At 57.8% G+C, this 21,170-nt stretch carries 15 protein-coding genes; 12 read left to right on the top strand and 3 right to left on the bottom strand.

Going from position 1 to position 21,170, the window contains the following annotated elements; translation table 11 throughout:
- Positions 1-218: 218 nt before the first annotated feature.
- The 11 genes from BMX17_RS14565 to BMX17_RS14515 all read left to right on the top strand — a co-directional run bounded on the left by BMX17_RS14565 (position 219) and on the right by BMX17_RS14515 (position 15,175).
- Positions 219-1,511 (top strand): tyrosine-type recombinase/integrase, encoded by a 1,293-nt coding sequence (locus tag BMX17_RS14565; protein ID WP_092661333.1) that lies wholly within the window; start codon positions 219-221, stop codon positions 1,509-1,511.
- Positions 1,512-1,627: 116 nt separating this feature from the next.
- Positions 1,628-2,038 carry a DUF6788 family protein gene (locus BMX17_RS14560; protein WP_244515012.1) on the top strand — a complete coding sequence of 137 codons (411 nt, stop codon included), beginning with the start codon at positions 1,628-1,630 and terminating at the stop codon, positions 2,036-2,038.
- 194 nt (positions 2,039-2,232) lie between these two features.
- Positions 2,233-2,769, top strand: a complete 537-nt coding sequence (locus tag BMX17_RS14555) for a hypothetical protein (protein ID WP_092661331.1) — start codon at positions 2,233-2,235, stop codon at positions 2,767-2,769.
- 539 nt (positions 2,770-3,308) lie between these two features.
- A complete protein-coding gene (locus tag BMX17_RS14550; RefSeq protein ID WP_092661329.1) occupies positions 3,309-4,130 on the top strand; it encodes a hypothetical protein in 822 nt (273 codons plus the stop codon).
- 5 nt (positions 4,131-4,135) lie between these two features.
- A complete protein-coding gene (locus BMX17_RS14545; protein ID WP_092661327.1) occupies positions 4,136-6,838 on the top strand; it encodes a VirB4 family type IV secretion system protein in 2,703 nt (900 codons plus the stop codon).
- A complete protein-coding gene (locus tag BMX17_RS14540) occupies positions 6,831-8,744 on the top strand; it encodes a TrbL/VirB6 family protein (RefSeq protein WP_092661325.1) in 1,914 nt (637 codons plus the stop codon). Before BMX17_RS14545 ends, BMX17_RS14540 begins: the two co-directional genes overlap by 8 nt.
- 748 nt (positions 8,745-9,492) lie before the next feature.
- Entirely contained in the window at positions 9,493-10,341 is an 849-nt protein-coding gene (locus BMX17_RS26175; RefSeq protein WP_170845422.1) for an ATP-binding protein, read from the top strand.
- Positions 10,342-10,405: 64 nt separating this feature from the next.
- Positions 10,406-12,088, top strand: coding sequence for a phage NrS-1 polymerase family protein (locus tag BMX17_RS14530; protein WP_092661321.1), 1,683 nt, complete (start codon positions 10,406-10,408; stop codon positions 12,086-12,088).
- 77 nt (positions 12,089-12,165) lie between these two features.
- Positions 12,166-12,534: a hypothetical protein gene (locus BMX17_RS14525; protein WP_092661319.1), complete on the top strand. Its 369-nt coding sequence runs from the start codon at positions 12,166-12,168 to the stop codon at positions 12,532-12,534.
- Between the two features lie 86 nt (positions 12,535-12,620).
- The gene (locus BMX17_RS14520) at positions 12,621-12,866 is read left to right on the top strand and encodes a hypothetical protein (protein ID WP_139203530.1); all 246 of its coding nucleotides are present in this window, start codon (positions 12,621-12,623) and stop codon (positions 12,864-12,866) included.
- 308 nt (positions 12,867-13,174) lie between these two features.
- Entirely contained in the window at positions 13,175-15,175 is a 2,001-nt protein-coding gene (locus BMX17_RS14515) for a hypothetical protein (RefSeq protein WP_092661314.1), read from the top strand.
- 228 nt (positions 15,176-15,403) lie between these two features.
- Here the strand turns inward: BMX17_RS14515 and BMX17_RS14510 are convergent, their stop codons facing one another.
- The 3 genes from BMX17_RS14510 to BMX17_RS14500 all read right to left on the bottom strand — a co-directional run bounded on the left by BMX17_RS14510 (position 15,404) and on the right by BMX17_RS14500 (position 17,109).
- Positions 15,404-15,685, bottom strand: a complete 282-nt coding sequence (locus tag BMX17_RS14510) for a twin-arginine translocase subunit TatC (protein ID WP_244515011.1) — start codon at positions 15,683-15,685, stop codon at positions 15,404-15,406.
- A gap of 253 nt (positions 15,686-15,938) precedes the next feature.
- Positions 15,939-16,487 carry a PIN domain-containing protein gene (locus BMX17_RS14505; protein WP_092661310.1) on the bottom strand — a complete coding sequence of 183 codons (549 nt, stop codon included), beginning with the start codon at positions 16,485-16,487 and terminating at the stop codon, positions 15,939-15,941.
- On the bottom strand, positions 16,480-17,109 hold the full coding sequence (locus BMX17_RS14500; RefSeq protein WP_092661308.1) for a DUF7437 domain-containing protein: 630 nt from the start codon (positions 17,107-17,109) through the stop codon (positions 16,480-16,482). Before BMX17_RS14500 ends, BMX17_RS14505 begins: the two co-directional genes overlap by 8 nt.
- 585 nt (positions 17,110-17,694) lie before the next feature.
- Between BMX17_RS14500 and BMX17_RS14495 the strand changes: the two genes are divergently transcribed.
- The gene (locus tag BMX17_RS14495) at positions 17,695-21,078 is read left to right on the top strand and encodes an ATP-binding protein (RefSeq protein ID WP_139203528.1); all 3,384 of its coding nucleotides are present in this window, start codon (positions 17,695-17,697) and stop codon (positions 21,076-21,078) included.
- Positions 21,079-21,170 lie beyond the last annotated feature (92 nt).

The raw sequence follows: 21,170 nt of genomic DNA, 5'->3' as shown, positions 1-21,170 counted from the left end.
ATTGATTCTTCTAAGTAATATTTGGGGCGTATATTCGACATTTGTTGTGTCTCACCACGGACGCAACAGCCGCAAGAACTACCAGATACGAAACCGTTGGCCTGAATAGGCCGAATATGGACGACTCAGATTCAGAATCGGAGACAGCCACTGTTCTCCCCCGAGATTCCGACGCGAACCCCGGAGACTCTGGCGATATAACCCACTCCACAGGCAAGATGCACCCAGCAGAGGGCGATCCCGAAGAACTGGCTGTGCGGCTCCGTGAGGGCCGGGAGAAATGGTCGAATCTCTCTTTCGAGGAACTACTGGTCGGTTACCGAGCCGTCATCTGGCCGCGGTTGGCCACTGAGGGGTATGACCCCGAAACAACCGTCCCAACTCGCCAATGGCTCGTCGACCAGGGCCACCGGAATCTCGAGTATGCCCTGCGCGAGTATCACGACACGACGCTCCGCCGGTTTTGCACCGAACACGTCGGCGTTGACCCTGACGCGGCGGACGACAGGGCAGAGTGGCCGACTGAGAACGACGCGACCCGTGAGCGACTGAACGCCTGGCTCGCCGAGAAACGCGACCGGAGTGAATCCATCGAATCCGAGAACACCGTGCGGACGCTGTACTCGCGGCTCAAAACCTACGTCGAGATCTATGTCGACGAGTGGGGTGACGATTTACTGGCTGCGGTCCAGGACGAGAATCAACGTCGCGACGCCAACGACATGGTGGAAACGGTCTATGACCAGCTACAGGACCGGCTTGAAACGACACAGACTCGCCACAAGTACCACCGAACTATCTCGTCATGGTACGAGTATCTTGTGAATACCGGCCGGGCAGCGTTCAACCCGGTTGACGGGCTCGCGAACCGGTATGGCTGGACCAGTGCCGACAGCAAGGAAACCACGGCGCCGTCAGATGAACAGATGCGCGAGCTCGCGCGTGCGACCGAAACCCTCGAGGAACGGCTGTTACTAGTCGCCCTTGGCGCGTGGGGACTTCGAAGGGGCGAGGTGGCCGCACTCCATCGCCGACAGTTCACGCTCGATCCTGCTGATGCACCGGGACCGTACATTGAGTTCGGGCAGCGAAAGAACGGGCCGGGGACGGTGGCACTCCTCTATGGAGACGACGTAGTTCGGGAACGCTTGGCGGCCGTGACCGAGGAATGGACCGACTACACGTCCGGCTATCTGTTCCCCTCGACGCGGTCCGAGAGCGGCCACATCTCTGGGACAACGGTCTACAATCGATTCCAGACGGTGGCCAAGCGGGCAGACGTCGAAATCGACGGTAGCACGATTACACCGAAGTACTGCCGGCGCTACTGGTATAATGCGTACACAGCCGTGATGAACGACGCCGACGAGTGGCTCGACGAGGTTGCCGCCGCGCAGGGATCAGCGTCCGTCGACGTGCTGAAACAGAACTACCTCGAAGCCGATACACTGCGAGAAATACGGCGTGATTCGATGCGCGAGCAGCTGGCGACAGTATTCAGCACATACTGACTGAGCACGACAGATCAACGAATTCCAGGCTACTGTCGAGAAGTCTGATGAGAGCCACACCTAACCAACACATCTAATACAAATTCGATCGTTGGTTAGGACACGATCCACGACCCATGTCCGATGACAATTCCGACGATCTCACTGGCAATCTCGACACGCCGCCAGCAGCACCCGACGAACTGCCGGCCTATCTCGTTGATGCTATCGAACGACAGGGTCCTGACCGGCTTCGCCTCGTATCGAACTACGCACTGTCGCTCGCAGGGTGGAAAGAGCGACAGACGGAGCAGGAGGTATCAGAACAAGCTGAGCAGGAGCCAGATGACGTACCCGACGAATGGGACGAAGATGACTGGGAAGAGGTCAAAGAGGAAGCTATTGACAAAGCTGAAATCGCCCCTACAAAGGGAACGATCACTACCAAAACGATCAGCGGCAACGACTACTACTATTTGCAATGGCGCGAGGGCGATAAAGTCCGAAGTCAATACATCGCCCCAGTGAGTCCCAGCAAGAATAGCTAAAAATGATTCCTTGTAATCAAATTAGAAAATCATATATGAGGCTACGAGAAAACCTTCAGTATGGTGTCTAGGCTGGCCAAAAAATGAGCTAGACCAATTTCATATATTGAAACAGAATATGCTTCCCGATTCCAAGAATTGTTGGAGTAGTAGACGGAAGTCTTGTAACCCACCCATCTGAACTATCCATATCGATGGTCGGCAGCGCCATGGTTGAGTCGATCAGCCGATTCACCTCGATAGTCCTTGCTTCGAGCCGATACCTCGCCGTTATCACACTCATTGCCGGTGCGATCTACTGGGGAACAGGAACAAACACCCGACGGCGCCGTCGAGGGTTAGGAATACTCTGTGGCGGTGCTGGCGCGCTTGTCGTGTACTTTGCGCTGGGGACGGTTTACGCGGTCCTTGGCTTCATCGTCGCCGGTTCGGGGCCGATCCCGTCGACATCACAGGCGATGTTCGCTCCTGGCATCCGCGGGACGCAGGTTGCTAGCCAAGGGGCCGAGCAGTCGCTCTACCAGGCGGCGGATGTTCTCTCGAAGGTCGCCGCCATCGCTGGGCAGGCACTCATCGCCTGGGGCGCTGCACTCTACGGCATCTCACCGTCGACGGGTAGAGTCAGCCGAAGCGCCCGTACCAGTCTCAAGACTGGTGTGGGACTAATTCTCGGCTCGATGAGCGGGATCATACTCGCCTTTCTGCCAGCTGTCTTTCCCTCACTGCTGTAGCTGACTGTTGGACTAGTAGACTAGTTGGATACACGTCCATTCAGAGAGAAAAATAAAAGTGGGGTGGGGTGAAAACCTGTAGTGGAGATACCATATTCGGGCAGTCAACCCCGCAAACCGCCAGACTGCGAACGGAACGACAGCGCCACAACCCGCTGCCCGACGACTGCTGTCCACGCCGTGAGCAGGTCTACCGATCGCGCGAAACCAGTTCACAACTCAATCTATGATCAGCGACAATGCCTGAACGCGTTCCAGTTGCCGATAGTCTCCTCACGAGCAAATTTCGCGGCTTCAGCGTCAAGCGACTCCTTCAATCCTTTGCGATTCCGATTGCGCCAGCGACCACGACGCTACTGCTTAATCTCCCCGTACAATTCTATGGCCCGCTCGGCGTCGCCGGGTTCGTCATCGGCGGCCTGGTGTTCGTGAAAACCCCTGCCTGCCAGCGCCCGCACCGATGGCTCCTCGGGATGTGCAAAATCCGCTATACTGATGCAACGTACCATTGGCAACCGACACACCCTGAATCAAATACTGTGACCTACGAAAGCTACTTCCACTCGACCGACGAGGGGAAAACCCGCACCGACGGCGACGACACGCCAGAGGAGGAAACCCAGGTCGAACGCCTTCTCGGCAGTGACGACACTGCTGACCATCTCGACTTCGAGTACATCCGCGACGACGGCGTCATCGTCACCGAGGACAGTGTCTCGATGATTATCGAGATCGGCCCGCGCCCGTGGCTCATTCTCGACAACGACCAGAAAGAAGCAGTCCTGGAAGCGTGGAGTGACATCTTGATGGGCACCCAGTCAACCTTCCAGATTCTCACGCTGCCCACGCCGTACGACGCTTCCGAGTACACCCACCGCCTCGAAGAAGCCAACCGGACGCGTGACCCTGACGAACACCCGCTGATGAGTCATGGGCGCGCCCAGCACCGCCACTGGATCGACAACGTCGTCTCCATGGCTGATATCCGCGACCGCCAGCACTTCATCGTCGTCACCGTCAGGAAATCGATGGCTGAGGACACCGACGAAGATGACGGTGGGTTCCTGAGTCGCCTCCGACCAGCTGGGGACGAAGAGGAAATTGACCACGATATGCTGGCTCGCGAGGTCCGCTCGCGCGCAGAGAACATGGCATCGTCACTCCCCCCAACGGGTGTCGATCCGGAGATTCGAGACGACCCCAACGAGATCAAGCAAATTCTCTATTACTACTACAAGGGTGACGAGCCACCAGAGAATCTGGATCATGGCTGGCTCACAGAACACGCCCCGCCAGAGGATGTCGAGAAAGACGGGGCACAACGCCCCAATCAGGTCAACACCCACCAGTCGAGCGAGTGATTACGATGATTGGTCCATACACTCTCTCACGACCCGAACTGATCGCCCTCGGTGTCGGGGCTAACGCACTCATCGCCGCGCTGATGGTCGCCGTGACCAGCTGGCAGTACCGCCACTCGAAAGTCCGCGCCGGCGTCGCTGGGATGGTGGTCGGTATCAGCGGTATCGTCATCCAGCGCTATGCTGGGGCCCGCCTCATCACCGCCTCGTGGCCCGCGTATCGCGCTGGGCTGTTCGCCGGTGCGATCGCTGCGGTCGTCTCGGCGTGTATTGTCGCCGCACTTGTCTGGCGCACGCCGCTGTTCGTTGAGGTCGTCCTCCCGTGGCGAAGCCCAAGTGACGATGACTCGGCCGATACCACTGCAGACCCACAGACATCATCCTCGCTCACCGACCGACTCCTGACTCCCAGCGGTGAGGACGGCGGAGATGACGAAGACGGCCGCATCCCCATCGACGACCTCTCGGGCGAGGAGATGCAGGAGGCCATCGAGTATCTCGAGGCCGTCGGCCAGGAGCCCGATAAGGACGCCATCGAAAAAGCCGCGTACCAGCTGGCCTCGACGGACGAGACGACGCTGGCCACGACGTTCACCACCGACGAGGAGAAGGGCCGGATCGATCGGTCGGTCCTCGCGCCAGAGGTCATCGACGAGGAGGCGAACTGGCACTCCCGAGATGGGGACTTCTACCAGATCCTTACCGCATCATCACTCCCGCGATTTCTCTCGTCGGGGTGGCTCTTGCCGCTGACACTCGCGTCAGAGGACGTGCGCCTGTCGATGCAGATCAACCCACGGGAGACGGAGGACGTGAAATCGCGCCTCCAGAAGCGGCTGACTCAGATGAAAAGCGCGATCCAGCGGAAGAAACGCCGCAACCGCACGGACACGCACGAACAAGAGCACGAAGCCGAGGAACTCGACCGCCTGCTCGGAGAACTCGTCAAGGGGACGACCAAGCTCTTTGACGTCTCGGTCTTTGTGGAGATTCGTGGGCAGACCCTCGAAGAGATGCAGGAAGCGAGCAAGCGGATCCAGCGCCGCGCCCGCCAGCAAGGGCTCGATCTGACTCCGATTCAGGCCGAGCAAGACGCCGCCCAGGCGTCGGTCGCCCCGCTGGCCAGCCCGGAGATCGAGAACCACAACACAGTCCAACTGGAGGCACTGACACAGTGTTTCAATTTCGTTGAGCCCGCCGTCGACGACGAGAACGGGATCCTGCTGGGTTTCGACAACACGAACCGCCCAGTGATCATCAATCGGTACGGGCTGTCGGGCCACTCGAAAGCCATCAGCGGCAAGGTCGGATCGGGGAAGACTTACGCGACGAAGATGGCGCTCTGGCGGCGGATCCTCGTCGACGACGACCTCAAGACGATCATCTTCGACCCGCTCGGCGATGACTTCGTCGACTTCGTGGAACAGCTGGGTGGCACGGTGATCAAATTCGGTGGCGACTACCGGATCAACCCGCTCGATATCGATCGGGCCGCTCACGATGCGACCACGCAGGAGAGTGCGTTCAAGCTGAAACTCCGGAACGTCGTCAGACTGTTCGGCACGTATCTGGACGAGAAAGACACCGACGGGATGACGTCTGGCGACGAGGGAGTCATCTCGAATGCGATCTACTACGCCTACCTCAAGCAAGGCATCACGCCGGATCCCGAGACGTTCGACCGGGAGAGCCCGATCATCGACGACGTGATCGAAGGCGTTGGGATCATCGCGAACGGTGGCCTTTCCGACGAGGAACTCAAGGAGATCATCCCGAACAGGCTCGGTGTCACGTTCGACGATGATGGGCTGACGGTCGACACCGACGCCGACGATGTCGAGAGCGAGGTGCTGGATGCAGTGACGAACCTCCAGACACCGCCGGAACGCTATCAGACCATCGCCCGGCAGTTAGAGCCCAAACTCGAATCACTCAAGCAGTGGAATATCAACAGCAACCTCAACGGCCCGAGTAATATCGACCTCGACGACGACCTCGTCGTGTTCGACATGAGTTCGTTCGCAGACACGGGCGAGATGCCGATCATCATGCACGCGATGCTGAATTGGGCCTACGACGAGGCTCGCCGGTCGGACAAGAAGACTGACGTGACCTTCGAGGAAGCGCACTACCTGCTCCGCCGGGACGGTGCGCGGGATCTGATCAACCTGTTCATCCGGCACAGCCGCCACTTCAGCGCCGGCCTGACGCTCATCAGCCAGACTGCCGAGGAGTTCCTGAAAAACGACGCTACGCGAGAAATCTACGACAACTGCGACGTGAAGCAGCTGTTCTATCAGGAGAACGTCGGACCGGAGGTCGTCGACTACTTCGAGCTCTCCGAAGACGAGGTGCGCGATATTCAGCGCGCTACTCGTGGCGAGGATGCCGACTACTCCGAATGTCTGTTGAGTACGTCCCAGCACGGGCGTCGGTGGCTGGACGTCTACTCCGGCGAGTTCGAGCACCACATCCTCGACGACGACCGTGACCCGTGGACGTACCTCCAGAACGAGGGGATGCTCAGCGAACGCGATCGGCGGTGGATGGAGAACAACGGATATCCCGGCTCGGTGCAGCCACAGTCGGCCGTCGACGACGAAGCGCTGTTGGACGGGATCGATCCAGAGCCGGAGTCACCCAACGAGGCTGATGTGATGCCTGCAAATCTGGAATCGCAGACCCAAGGGGGTGAGAGCGATGATTGAGACCAATCCGCTGGTGACCGCCGCCAACTACGTCATTTTGATCGGGATTCCCGGCCCGGGCGATATTGCTGATGCGATCTTCGGGGCGTTCCAGGGATTCATCAGATCGATTCTCGAGGGATTCTTCCAGCTGACAGGGGTTGCTCTCACACCGCTGCTGAAGATCGTGAACCCAGCCACCTCCACAAAGGCAGTGGCCGCATGGCAAGCATCGTTCAAACTGGCCGTGGCGCTGTTCCCGTTGATGATTGTCGTAGGCCTGCTGTCCATGCCGTGGGCAGACCGACAGAAAGCACACCTCTGGCGGCAGGGGTTCCGGATTGCCTCCGTCGTGTTGATCATCGCGCTCTCGAAACCGCTGATCGGTCTCGGCGTTGACGCGATGAACGCAGTGACGATGCAGATCGCGCCGGAGCAGTTTCAGCTGAATTTCAATCCGGGGAGTAACCAGTTCAACATCGAATCGACGTTCGGGTCGATGGCGCTGATCGCGGCCTACTTCCAGGCGGCGGTCCTGATGATGATCGCGACCCCGCTGTCGATTTTCGCGCTCGCCTTGCGAACGTACATCGTCTATATTGTGTTCCTCGGAGCGCCGATCTGGGCAGTCATGTGGTACCCCGACTGGGGCTTTGGCATCCATATCCACAAATTCGCTGCCAAGGTCGGCCGGATGGGAGTATACGCATTGTTGGCAGGCCCGCTTCTTGCCGTGGCGCTCCGAGCGATGAAGGTCATCATGGCTGGTGGCGTCGTCCAGGCTGGCGCTGGTGGTGGTGCGACGCGGTATTGGACACAACTGGTGCTAGTCGTTCTGGTTCCGTTCGTACTCGTCGCGATCGTGTTCAAAGCGATCAGCTGGGCCGGCCAGCCGATGGGCATCGGGAAGGCTGTCGGCATGGCGACGACAGCCGCCATGGCTGCCGGTGGCGCGGCCGCCGGCGCAGCCGCTGGAAAGGGTGCGGTTGCCGGTGCGGACGCCGGTGGCTCTGCTGCCGGCGCTGTGAGCGCCTCTGGCGGTGGTGGCAACGGCGGGAGTGGATCACGGCGGAAATCCGGATCGAGTAACGGCGGCTCCTCGAGTGGCGGGACACCCCGTGCAGCTATCGACAACGGTAATCTCGGCGATCAGATGGATGGTGACGTCCAGAGTGCGGGGAAAGGTCGGCCGCCAAGTTACTTCGACGACGCTGCAGTGCAGGCCGCTGGGGCGAAGGAAAGCGCGAAATCAACAATCGCTGATTACAGTGGAGCTAGTTCGGCCAAGAGTGTGCTAACTGATATGGGCGAGAGAGTCCAAAACCGCCGCCCGAGTAACGTTGCCCAATCGTACAAAGAAGATGCAGACTGGCTGAAAGGGCAGGTCGATGACCAATCTGTGGATCTCGGTGAAGCCCATGAGCGCGGGCTTCTTGACGAGGAACCGAAATACGACAAGGAAGCTGAGGTTAGACCGTCGGGCGAGATACGCTATCAAACCCGTGATGGAGACTGGAAAAAAGAGAACATGGAAGATAGACACGAGGCGCTGGTCAAAAACTTCAAAATCGCAGCTACGAGGAGTCACTCGGCTGAAAAGGCCGCAGCGGCGACAGCGGTGTCCATGAAAGCCGGAAAGAAAGGCGGAAAGGCAACCGCCAAAACCGGAGCCGCCACTCTCCGAGCAGGCGCCTATGGAATGGGCGGTTATGCACCCGTCATGGCTCACGATCGGGCGAAGCAGAAGCACAGTGATGATGGGCAGGCCGCCTCACGGGGCGATGTCGAGAAAGCGGCGACCGCTAAGGACACCCGCAAGCAAACCCAACAAAATGGAGCCGGTGCCGGTTCGCCTCAAAACAGCGGGACCCAAAGCACCACGAACGGCACTGACGCAGGGGACGCCGGCGGGGCCGATGGAGCCTAATATTTAATTGGGCCTCACAAAAATATTCGAACAAGAACAGCACAAAACGATTGTTATGACACTGTCTCTTATGCCGGGAATTCTTGGTATCTCGATCACGTGGGATGAATCCGTTGGCTTTGCGTGGTTCGTGATCTGGTTCTGTGTCTTGTCACTGGTTTGGATTCAAGCCCGTAGGGATACATGGAGATTGGATCAATGGCTGTCTCCCGAGATCCCCTCTACGGCGAGTGACTTCTGGGAGGGTATACTCAATACTACGAAATCCGCTTTTGTTTATGCAGTATCGTACCCAATAGCTGGGTTCTTGATATCAGGCGCTGAGAGTATCTGGATGGAAGGTGGAGTTGTTATAGAAGCTATTACAGTAATTTTCATTCTCGTTTCAGTTATCTCCCTTAACATCCCTGAATCAAGCACAAACTGGAATCCGTTTCACGTGGGGGTCCTTGCGTCATTATTAGTCCTCTTCTCTTTCGCTAGTTTCAGCTACGCTGGAATTAGCAGCCTACCGCTGATCGGTCAGCTAAGCCACGAAAAACTCCTCCTGCTGAGTCTTTACCCCGGGGGAGTGATATGGCTGATCGCTGCTTATCCACCGGAGTTCTTACAGCGATCACAGGCCGCTGAGGGTGTCAAAGACAAAAAGCGAGTACCGGCTTCACCCGGTGCTGAAACGTCCTCGGCCCGGCCAGATTCGTCGCCGACCCGAACTACAGAGTCCACACAGGCTACGCTGTCACCACAGATGCACGACGGCGGAGTTGAGAATCAGCACCCGGACGAATCGACCGCTACCCACGAACAAAAGACCCAGATGATCCCTGAAAACCTCGAGTTCGACTGGCAAGAGCCACCCGAAACCACCTTCGACGACGTCGGCGGCTACGAGTCCGTCAAAGAGGAACTTCGAGAGGACGTGGTTTCCCCATACGTCAACGACAGCGCTGGCTACGACCGTTTCGGTGTCACGCCCGATCAGGGCGTTCTGTTCCACGGTCCGCCGGGGACGGGGAAGACACTGTTCGCCCGGGCGCTCGCGAACGCTCTCCAGCGGCCCTACGTCGAACTGAGCCAGTCCCAGCTGACGAGCAAGTGGATCAACGAAGGGCCCGACCTCGTCAACCGACTGTTTGAGGAAGCACAGCAACTGGAAGGCGTCGTGTTCATCGACGAGGCCGAGTCGCTATTGGGGAGTCGAGACGATGGCCTCTCCACGAATCGTGAGGATGCGAAGACGACCAACACGTTCCTGAACAAGCTCTCCCAGGACGACCAGCAGTTCTTCGTCGTGCTCACGACCAACCGGAAAGAGCAGATGGACGAGGCAGTCCTGCGGCCCGGCCGGATCGACAAGCACGTCGAGATTTCACTGCCCGATGCCGAGGCGCGTTTCCAGATTCTCCGAACCCAGCTGGAAGACGTCCCCACTGCCCTTCGTGACTCAGAATTGCGGGAGATGGTCGAGGAGCTTGAGGCTGTGTCTGGCGCAGACCTCGAGCAGTTAGTGGCCGATGCACGGCGGAGTGCGGCCAAGGAGAATGCCGACGCGCTCACACGCGAGCACTTCGATCTGAGTGTTATTACCGAGACCTGAGACGCGGTTCCCATACCTCTTTGTGCTCGGGGACTCTCTGTTTATTCAACACCTCTGACAGTGTATGATGGGGAACCCTGAGAACGTCCCCGCAGAACTCCGCCAGACCGATCAGTGGATCTGCTGGCGGACGAAAACGCGGGACGGCAAAGAAACGAAAATCCCAGTCGAACCAGGAACCGGGGGCCATGCATCGACGGACGACCCCACGACCTGGACTAGTTTTCGAGAAGCTCTGCAGTTCTCGATGCAGGGTGACGCCGTCGACGGTATCGGCTTCGTGTTTACAGACGAGGATCCGTACGTTGGCGTTGACCTCGATGACTGCCGGGAACCCGAATCAGGAGAGACGGACGCGTGGGCGACGGATGTGATCCAGACACTCGACAGCTATACTGAGGTTAGCCCGTCGGGGACCGGGGCGCACGTCTTGATCAAAGCGGACATACCGGGTGACCGAAATCGGAAGGATGACATCGAGATCTACGAAACTGGGCGGTACTTCACTGTCTCCGGCGCTCCATTTCCAGATCGGGCCGGCGACATCGAGGAGCGTCAACGAGCGCTCGAATCGGTCTATGACGAGTACATCGGTGAGAAAACCACGATGGACACATGCTGGCTCGAGGACGAGGCCAGTACCAACGGTAAGGGGAACGGCCCCAAGGCGAAGGCCGGTGGCGCAGTCCTCTCGTCCAACGGTGACACCCCAACGGGACCCAGTGGGAACGGGAAAGCGTCTGCACAAAACGGTGAACCAGCATCAACAGCGGACACCAGCAACGAATCAGCATCGGTACCAGGGCTTTCCCGGACGAACGCGGCTCTCGTCCAGCATGCCCTGAACGCAGCCAATGGAGAGAAGTTCCAACAACTCTGGGAGGGGAACTGGAAAGGCCGGTACGAGAGTCAGTCCGAGGCCGATATGGCATTTTGCTCGATGCTCGCGTTCTGGACAGACAAAGATCCCCACCGGATGGATACGATCTTCCGCCAGTCCGGATTGATGCGCGACAAATGGGATGCAGACCGTGGGACCGAGACCTACGGCCAGAAGACGATCAGCAAAGCCCTCGGCCACGTGACCGATACCTTCGACCACTCAAATCTCGATCTGGACGATGAACAGGAGCAAAACGCACAGTCACAGAGCCACCGGTCGGAATCGCAGTCTGTCGACGGCAGTTCGCCCGTTCGGTCGGCAGGTGGACACCAGGACAGCCCTGCGGAAGACCGTTCCTCGTCGACGACACAATCTAACCAGACAGAACCGGACCAAACGCCACCTACGGAGAGCAACCGTCGTGATCCGGTGGTCCGAGGATCGCAAGCAGAGTCACGCGATCACACCCAAGATCGGGACCCCACCGACACGAACCAATCGACGTCGGAGTCCCGACGGCGTGACGACACTGGTGCTTCCCGTACCACCACAACCCAGTACTTCGAGGACTGGTATACCCAGATCCTCGACTTCCAGGGGAGTGTCCCGCCATGGGTCGAGCAGATCGCCGGCCGGATCCAGGAACTCGAGGGTGAGGTTGATCGCAACGAACAGCTCATGAAACACTGGAAAAAGAAAGCCGAACAGCAAGAAGAGGAGATTACGCGCCTTCAGCAACGGATCGACCGGCTGGAGGCTGCCCTCGATGTCGAGGACACTGCTCACGAGCAACCGTTCAGTGAGTCCGAGCAACCAGCTGATGACGATGACGACTCCGGACGGTTTGGCTTCCTCGGGTTGTAACAGACTACCGAGTTCGGTTGCATTCGGCCTGAAAAAGACAATAATTAAGACCCTTCGAATGGTTGTCTAATCTGCCGATGTCATTCGGTAAGAAAGCCCTGCTTGTAGTGCTAGCCGTGGCACTACTGAGTACAATCTTCGTTCAGCCAGGTGCAGCACAGTCTAACTGCGACCCGAGTAATACGGACAACTGTGATGCGGGCAAGGACGGTCTCTCATCGATGCTCTCGAACGTCCACTCGCTCGCCATGATGGTGCTGAAGTACGTCGGATTCATCGCGATTGTTGCGGGGGCCGTTCTCTGGTGGAGTGCTCGGAAGAGTTCTTCCCGCGCCCAGTATGGAATGTGGCTCTTCGGCGGTGGTGCTGGAATGATCGTCTTCTACTTCGGGTTCGGGATCTTCATCTCCGTCCTGAAGTTCATCACCAACGTCGGTGGTCCCTGAGAGGCGAACTCACCATCCAATTTCTCTCTCCACGAAAACAGACTCTTTCACTCTCTTCCAGTACGATGATCCCGCCGAGACTTACTTTGATACTCGCGTCCGGAGTGAAGGCGATCGAAGAGGCCGTCCGATTCCCCGCCCAGCTGGCAACTATCTTCAAACTGTTCGGATTCACCTGTGTGATTCTGGGTGTGATCGCGTATTTCACCAGCCACCATGGCAGTCAGAAACGCGGGTGGGGCAAGTGGCTCGCGTTCACCGGGTCGATCATGGCTATCATTGGTCTGGCCCCAGGAACCCTGCTGTCGATAATCTACTACATGATCCCCTGATGCAACAGTCCGGAGTACAGAGCATGACCGTCCGCACGTAGCCAGCCGCTTCCGAGAACACTCTCCCAATGACACAATATGCTCGTCGATCCGTCGCTCGTAGCCTCATCATCGTTGCAGTCGTATCCTGCCTCGTCCTCCAGACGTTCGTCGCGACCGTGCCGGCAACAGCGCTGACGACGCCCCCACAGCCCGCGATCAACACGGACTCCTCGAATAGTACAACTAACACTGCTGCTTCGGCCAGCTCTTCGGGGCCGTTCAAGATCCTCGCGTCGGCTGACAGCGATCCAGCGCGGAATGAGACGATGATCCCGTTCACCGACTACGGCCCGAATGGAGCCAACACCTACAATGTCTCCGCCGGGATCCCACCGTTCTCGTTCGAGACAACGGGGTTGCCGAACGGGAAGATCAACGCGCTCGCGCCCCGGACAGACGGCTTTCGGAAACAGCTCTCGACGGATATCCACATCCCCTATGAAGATAAGTGGGTCAAGCCTGACGAGACTGCCATCGTCTCGGCGAGGAACATGACGAACAAGACGGTCAGGACAGCCGGTGTGAATCATGAGGTAGTGAACGGCTATTATGCGCTGGGGAAATCTGAGCCACGGAACGGGTGGCTCCCGACTCGGAACGCCCTGATTACGGGCGGCTCCGATCCGCGGATCGTGAACCCGTGGGCGGTCGAGGTGAACAAGGGGAAGACGGTCTCTTACGAGAGTCGCAACAGCAAGGCCGTGTCCGAGTTCGACACGAAGCCGCGAATCGCCAAACGCCCAGCTGGCAATTCGATTGGGACGAATTGGTTCGACGGCGGTGGAAAGATCAAGTTCCACAGTAATTTCTCAGAGCGGAATATTACCGTCCTGAAAAACCAATGGGCTGGCATCGCCCGAACGTCGCCAGGGGCATTTCTGGACGGACAATTCATCGTCAGCCCAGACGATGTTACGGTTTTGGCACCGTCGGATTTCCGACTGATCAACCCATCAAATTGGGAAACGACACTCGAGGACGAATGCAAGGTCACAAAACGAGTTTCTCTCCCAGGAACAAACAACACCACGACCAGGACCGAGTATTACGATGTCCGCAAATGGGAGCAGCTGTCCATCGTCGACACGAAGGTAACCAAGCGTGTCTCACTGGGTGGCGATGAACGGCGGGGCAGGAGAGCGACGTTCAACTTTGGCAATCCACAGAGCGGTACGCTGCAGGTATCCCACCGGGTCGAGGTGACGCTCCAACGGCGATGGGGGAAAGACGGAGAGCACCCGGACTGTGTCTCAGAGAGCTATAGCGAGACGATTGGCACCAAATCGATTGTTGCCGATAGCACTGGGGTCTCGGTCGCACAGCCCGATGAATTGTCGGTGACTGTCCATGCGATTGATCGGGAACCGACGAATGAACTCTACATCACGATCAATGGGACGCAGGATTTGTCCGGACAGCCACTCGGTCAGATTCGACTCTCACCGAGTGGATCGAAGAAATCCGAGACGATATATGGTCCCTGGCGATTCTACCCCGTGTCGTTGTACGACTCGATTACGAAGTTTGTCGGAGATCGCAAGAAGACAGTTCCGACGACCTTCGGTCATCCAGTGGGAAAGAAAGAGGCAGCCCATCTGTACCGGGACTACGCGGCGCTGGGGAACTGGTCGAAGCGCGGTCGCCTCCGATACCAAGTCGACAAGCGCACGTCGTCGACGAACATCTCAGATCGCTCGCTTCCACCGGGGGTTGTGAACCGGAAGGGGGAGACGCCGCTCTACACCCGCTACGCTGGCAAGACCTACATGACGGATGCCCAGCTGCAGAACCTGCAGGCCAACGCTGAGGACATCTTTGGGAACAGTATCCAGACGACGGTCAAGCATATCACCTACCAGGAATCCAAGATCAAGATGCAAAACGACGGGAAAACCGTCCACGTCCGACTGTTCGATCCCGATACGTCGACTGGGATTAGTGGGGCAAAACTCGCCGTCGACGGGGCGAAAACGAGTACTGTCACGACGAACGCGAGTGGATGGGCGACTGTGCAATCGACGACCGCGCTCGTGACCGTTGGGTTCGAGGGCACTGACCCGATGTCCGGAGCCAGTACGTTCTACGAAAAGGCCTACACCAGCCACTACGTCCGGATCTTCATGTTGGAGCGGTCGGGCGATCTGTATCGCTGGATCTCTGGGATGATCCACCAGGTGTTGCTGGTCGTTGAGTGGGCCGCACTACTGCTGTTCCTGATGTGGTACAAGCTCATGTTCAAGCCGAACCGGAAATCGGGGCAGGCCTGATATAGGGGGCGCTGTTTTCGTGGGCTTGCAATTGAACTACCCGATAGAATGGGCCTGCGTATCTTGCAGAAGAATTCGCTCAGATTTGGCGCAATCGGATTGGTCAGTACAGACGACCGCTGTATTACGTCGAACTGTATATATTCAGAAACTGAAAAATTCAGTCGCAAGTATCGCATCTCCCAATTTACGACTGAAATAGCTCTACGCCGCAAGAACTCCACACGTTTAATCAGCGGTATCGTCACTCTTGCTGACCGATTCTCGCATGACGAACAGGTATGAGATGACGAACGAGCCCGCAAACAGCGGCGGAAGAGCAAGGACCTGTGTGAACGGGTCTGGTGGCGTGACGAGCGCGCCGACCACGAACGCTAGGAGGAGGGCCATCGAGTAGGCGGTGACCAACCGTTCGCGTCGGTCGGCTGGCTGTGTGCGTGGTTCCCAGTTGTTCTGGACGTAGCGGACCCAGACGTAGTTGACCAACCCGATACCTGTAGCGAGGTACATGAACGTCCCGAGTACCGACCCGTCACGTGCCGTAGCCTCCGCACGGGCCCAGTAACCCAGTGCGAAAAGATTCCCGACAAAGATGACTACCGTCAACGCGAAAGTAACACCGAGCAGTGGATGTTCAACGAGGGTCGGACCGAGTTGCACGATTCACGGTCGTTCTCAAATAGGGATAGGCTTTCTGTGAGAAGTAGTAACGGTGTGCTGACTTCACGCTCTATACTTATCGTACCCAACTGATCAGTACATCCTATGCAGTATCCTGTTCCATGTACTCTATCGCATCCCAGATACTGAACACTCGAATTCGCCCCTCATAGTACGTATTGTCAAGCACACCTGAAATCGACCGCTCAGCATTCCGATCGTCGATCAGTATCCCAATTGAATCATGCGCTGTTGATCCCAAAAGCATTACAGCCGCTGCTGGAAGTTCTGAATCAGTCTTACGCAATTTGTCAGGGTCTGTTTGCTCAAACTTCGCCAGCCGCTCGTGGACACGATCCATAATCTCGCCAGCACGCGGCCCATCGTGAACCCGGACCCCTGGCTCTACAGAGTCGATAAGAGTGATCCACTCGGTCGTGTCTGCTCGGTCGACCCAGTCGATGCTGATGTATCCACGTTGCTCCGCGAGTTCTTCCACGACACCCGGCGTCAGATACAGGTCAACATGCTTCGATTTGACGTGCTGAATGAATGTTTGATATGGGTCGGTCTCTGTCCCACCAACCGTCCGGAGAAAACTCGTATCCAGAATAAAGGCTGTCGGGAATGGCGAGGGATGCTCCTCACTCATCGGTTCGCTGGTATGGTCCCTGATCGATCGCACGGTCGTGAACGTCCACCGCGAACGTGACCTCGCTTAGGGTTGGGTCATAGGGTTTCACCACCGCAAGTATTCGCTCGATTGCCTGTGTGACCGCGATAGCCTCTACAGCAGGCACACCTAGTTCGTCCGCGACACCACGGCGCGTTGTCTCTCCCTGGAGATAGGTGATCGTAGCCATGATCGCGGGTGCGAGTGCGGCTTTCCCGTGGCGGTCGACGAATAGCTCGAGGTCATCATCAACACTGGTCGCACCGTAGACTGCAATGATGGCAGGGCCGAGTTCGAGGGTCGTTTCGTCTGTCCAGTCGCCACTCACAGGGTCGGCACGCCAGAGTGTGGAGCCGTTTTCATACTTGTCCAGTTCGTCCGCTATACCCATCTCGGCAAGTGTATTCGCGTATTTGTAGGCGGTACTCTTGGAGAATCCCTGGCGGTCACGGACTGCGGTGACCGTCGATGGGGAATGAATCAGGAGATCAGTGTAGAAACGTGCGAGTTCAGGTGTGCCCAGTAGCTCTTGGATGACGAAAAACCGGTGAGCAGTGTGTCCTGCGTCCGGCGGTTGGATGGGTGTTGAAGCGTTTGACATAGTGCATAGTACGCGAACTATGGTCTAAAGTGTTTGGGGATCAGAGGTAGTCCAATCCGGCATCTCTCTGATGGGTATGATTGACCACAGTCGTCCAGTGGCATCTTTCATTCTTGGAATATCCAGTCAAAAATAATAACCTGTTGGCGCTGCAACCGATAGCTGCAGATGTCCGATAGCGACGACTCTCCAGACAGTAAGCCGTCTCGAGATTCTCAGAACACTGATCAGCGTCCAGATCCGGTCGACGACACGGATCGGACCGAGTTAGCAGCCTCTCGTCTCTCTCGACCTGGCAGTTCGCTCAATTCCTCACCGCTTCAGGACCGCTCTCCGTCAGGGTCGGACTCGATCCCGTTCGAGCCAACTGGTGAGTCCCAGTCTGAGGACGAAAACGACAGCACCTCCTCAGACACCAGTTCCGACGACTCACAGACGCAGGACCCGAGTGTCGATACACAGACTGGGAGTGACGCGATTGAAGCCACCGCAGAAACCCAGGCCCGTGAGTATATCGAGATCACACCCGTCCGGAGTGAACTCTCCCCGCAGACCATCACCAGCCAGCTCCGCGGACTGCACGCGATGGGTGACGGTCGCGAACTCCCGCTCGGCCTCGAAAACCATCTCGACTTCGTCGAGCCGGTCAACTCTTTCGAGTTCCTGATTCACAAGCCCGCCGGCCACCAGCGATTCCAATTCTATCTCGGGATCGATCAAGAGGACGACCTCGATCAACTCCACAGCAAGACGACCAGCCAGTACCCGTCGAACTACCGCTTCGACACCGACGATGTTGCTCTCTCAGAGTGTTTCGAGGAGACGCCCCACCTCTGTCGGTGGGTCGGCAAAGAGCAGAAACGCCACGACTGGATGATGCTGCTGTCCGAGTTCGACGACGACAGCACCGACCGGTCCCCACTGTCGGATCTGCTCGAAACCGCGATCACGACCGAGGAAGAGTGGTTGTTCCAGGCGGTGTTCGAGCCCCGTGTCGACTGGACACGAAAGGCTGAAAGCCAGAAACGGAACCTCAAGATGGGCGTCACCTCCGGGTTCGGCTTTTTCATCCAGACTTTCCTTGACCGGCTGGTCGGCGTCTCTGAACACGAACAGCGGAGCCGCCACCGCAACGACACGCCGGCCGAAGAAGTCGGCTCTGCCGAACAAGGGCCAGAGGATCAGTCCCGGCACAAAGCGACGCGGATGGCCCAGCTCAACAACAAGGACCCGCAGACGAGTTTCAACGTCTCGATCCGGTGTGCCTCGAGTGATGAGAAGGTGATCCGGGATGCGGAGTCTTCCTTCAGCCAGCTGTCTGGGTCATTCTACCAAGTTGAAGGTGAGTACCTGGGACAAGATGATAGTGAGTACCAGCGCCTGCTCAACCACGAGTTGACTCGGCCGACCCACTTCGAGGCGTTCTGGAAGAGCAAGCCCATGCTCGTCGCGAACGCGAACGAACTCGCGAATTTCGTGACGGTCCCGACGATCGACTCACTCCCCAAAGCCTCCCGAGGTGCTTCGGGCGGTGGGCCGGCTGCTCACTCCCCGCTGACGACGCCCGACGAGGAGGTCTTCCAGGCCTTCGACAAGGGGATGTGTATCGGGAAAGCCGCCACTGTCGTCGACAGTCCCAACGAGTCCACAGGCCAGGAAGCACTCGAATCCGTGGCTGAATGGCGGAATCAAGTCACTCAGCGTGAGGCGATCCATCTCGATGCTGAGACACTCACTCGGCACTACCTCCGGGCCGGCTCCACGGGGAGCGGGAAAACCGTCGCCGGCATCAACGATCTGCTGACCGCCCACGATGAGCTCTCTGGTCCGACGTTCCTGCTCGATTCCAAGGGCGGAGATATGTGCGACAACTACCTGCGAAGTCATCGGTACATCTTCGACGACCTCGACGACGTCGAGTACATCAAGATCCCCGAAGATGACCAGGAGGTCCCGGGCCTACCGTTCTTCGACCTCCGGCCGCTGATCTATCAGGCTGGCCGCTCCCGTGAATCTGCAATCCAGGATACGATCGACCACTTCTACGAAGTCCTCAGGTTCGCCGTCGGTGAGGAGAAAGTCGAGCAGGCGTGGGTCGGGAACGACGTGCTGAAAGCGTTCATCCGAACGCTGTTCGAGGAGGAGCGGGCCGAGTATCCCGACCCGGATCAGGCTCGCCTCGAGGAAACCCGTGTGGGCGGTGATGCGTTCCCTATCTCGGATCTCTACGACATGGCTCTGGAGTACGAGATGCACAAGAGTGTTCCAGAGACCTCATCGCCTACGGTGGCGGCATCACTGCAACGCCACACCGAGAAGAACGATCGCCAGTTCAAGAAGACAGCCGGCGCCGTCACGAACCGGATCTCGAAGCTGAACGACCGGGACTTCATCTGGCGGATGCTCGATTACAAGCCCGAGTGGGACCACAATCGCGGTTGGTACGCCGAGGACGAGAACGTTCTCGATCTGCGAGAGATTCTCCACAGCAACAAGGTGGTGGTGATCGACACTGGGGAGCTTCGTGACGATGCCTCCCAGATGTTCAACGTGCTGTTCCTGAGCCATCTGTGGACTGCGATCAAGAGCCTCCAGACACCGAATCGGGACGACTACGTCGTCAACTGTCTCATCGAAGAGAGCGCGCCGTTGGCCCGGAGCAACATCGTCCACAACAAGCTACTCCCGGAAGGCCGTGAGTTCGACCTGAGTCTGGGGCTGGTCATGCAGTATCCCGCCCAGGTCCTCGGCGACGATCCGCACAAGAACCGGTCGGTGTACACGGAGGTCCTGAACAACATCAACACCAAGATCATCGGCAACGTCTCGACCGACGATGACCTGCCGGACAGTCTCTTCCACGGTGGGCTGGACAGAGATGAGATCCGTGACTTCATCCAGGGGCTTCCCGAGGGACAGTTCATCGCTCAGTTGCCACCGACTGGCTTCCAGGAACAACAGCCAGAGATCATGACGCTGGAACCGCTGCCGCTACCACCGGGACATGCTGAAACGGACTCGGCGATTCGACCGATGTCTGAGGCAACCCGGGCTAAGACTCGGCAGAAGTACTGTATCTCGCCCGAGCAGACGGCGAATCGGCTCACGCAGCTGAACAACCTCGGCAATGGGTCGTCTGCGGATGTGACCGACAATGGATCGTCGACGGCTAATAAGAGCGATAGTAACGGAGAAAATCCAGAAGAGCGGTCCCCAGACGCATTAACCAACCAGGAGCTGACATTCTTGCAGGATGTGGTCGACTACTGGAACGATGATCTGTCATTCTACCAGCGTGGAGAGCCGATGGCAACCCGTGAGTTTGATCGACGGGGGATCGCTGATGACCTCGTCGACGACGAGTATCTGCGAGAGGTGCAACTGGCGAACCGCTACACGTACTACTGGCCGACGAACAAAGCCCTAGCGGTGTTCGACGACTACGAGATCGTCTGGGGGACAGAACAGGGTGATCCGCGTGAAAGTCCTCGCCACAAGGTGGTAGTCTCACTTCTTGAGCGAATCTACTCGAATCGCGGCTTCTCCGTGAAGACGTACATTGGTGGCGATGACACAGCTGGTACCTTCGATCTCATCGCGACTCATCCTCAGAAGGAGCACCGTGTGATGGAGGTTGAAACATCGATTCCGGATCGGCCGGAAACGCCACTTCGGCGTGGCGATGTCATTGATGACTACGAGAAACTCGCGGAGTTCTGTGGGACAAACGACGCAAAAGCAATCTGGGTTCTCGAGAGTCAAAAAGCGGCTCACCATCTCTTGGATATTCTTGAAGAAGAAGGTCATGTCGACGACCGCCCGGCACGGGATGTCCAGAGTTACGAGGGCATCACCGAGCAATCCGTGACCGGTTCAGGATTAGATTCGGTTACTGGATTTGGTATCATCCTTGATAGGACGGTCGGGAATAGCCGGTTCAACAATCCCGATTCAACGTCCGACCAGTAGCCTAGCCAAATCAATTTCAAACCGCAGCTGTTCTCTTTTCGCTCCGCCTGACTCCACATTTCCCACAGTATTATGATATGAAATCCAGACGT

The organism is Halorientalis persicus, assembly GCF_900110215.1.
In the GTDB taxonomy this organism is placed as follows: domain Archaea; phylum Halobacteriota; class Halobacteria; order Halobacteriales; family Haloarculaceae; genus Halorientalis; species Halorientalis persica.
The sequence above is the reverse complement of the archived record's forward strand: the minus strand, read 5'-3'. Positions and strand labels throughout refer to the sequence as shown.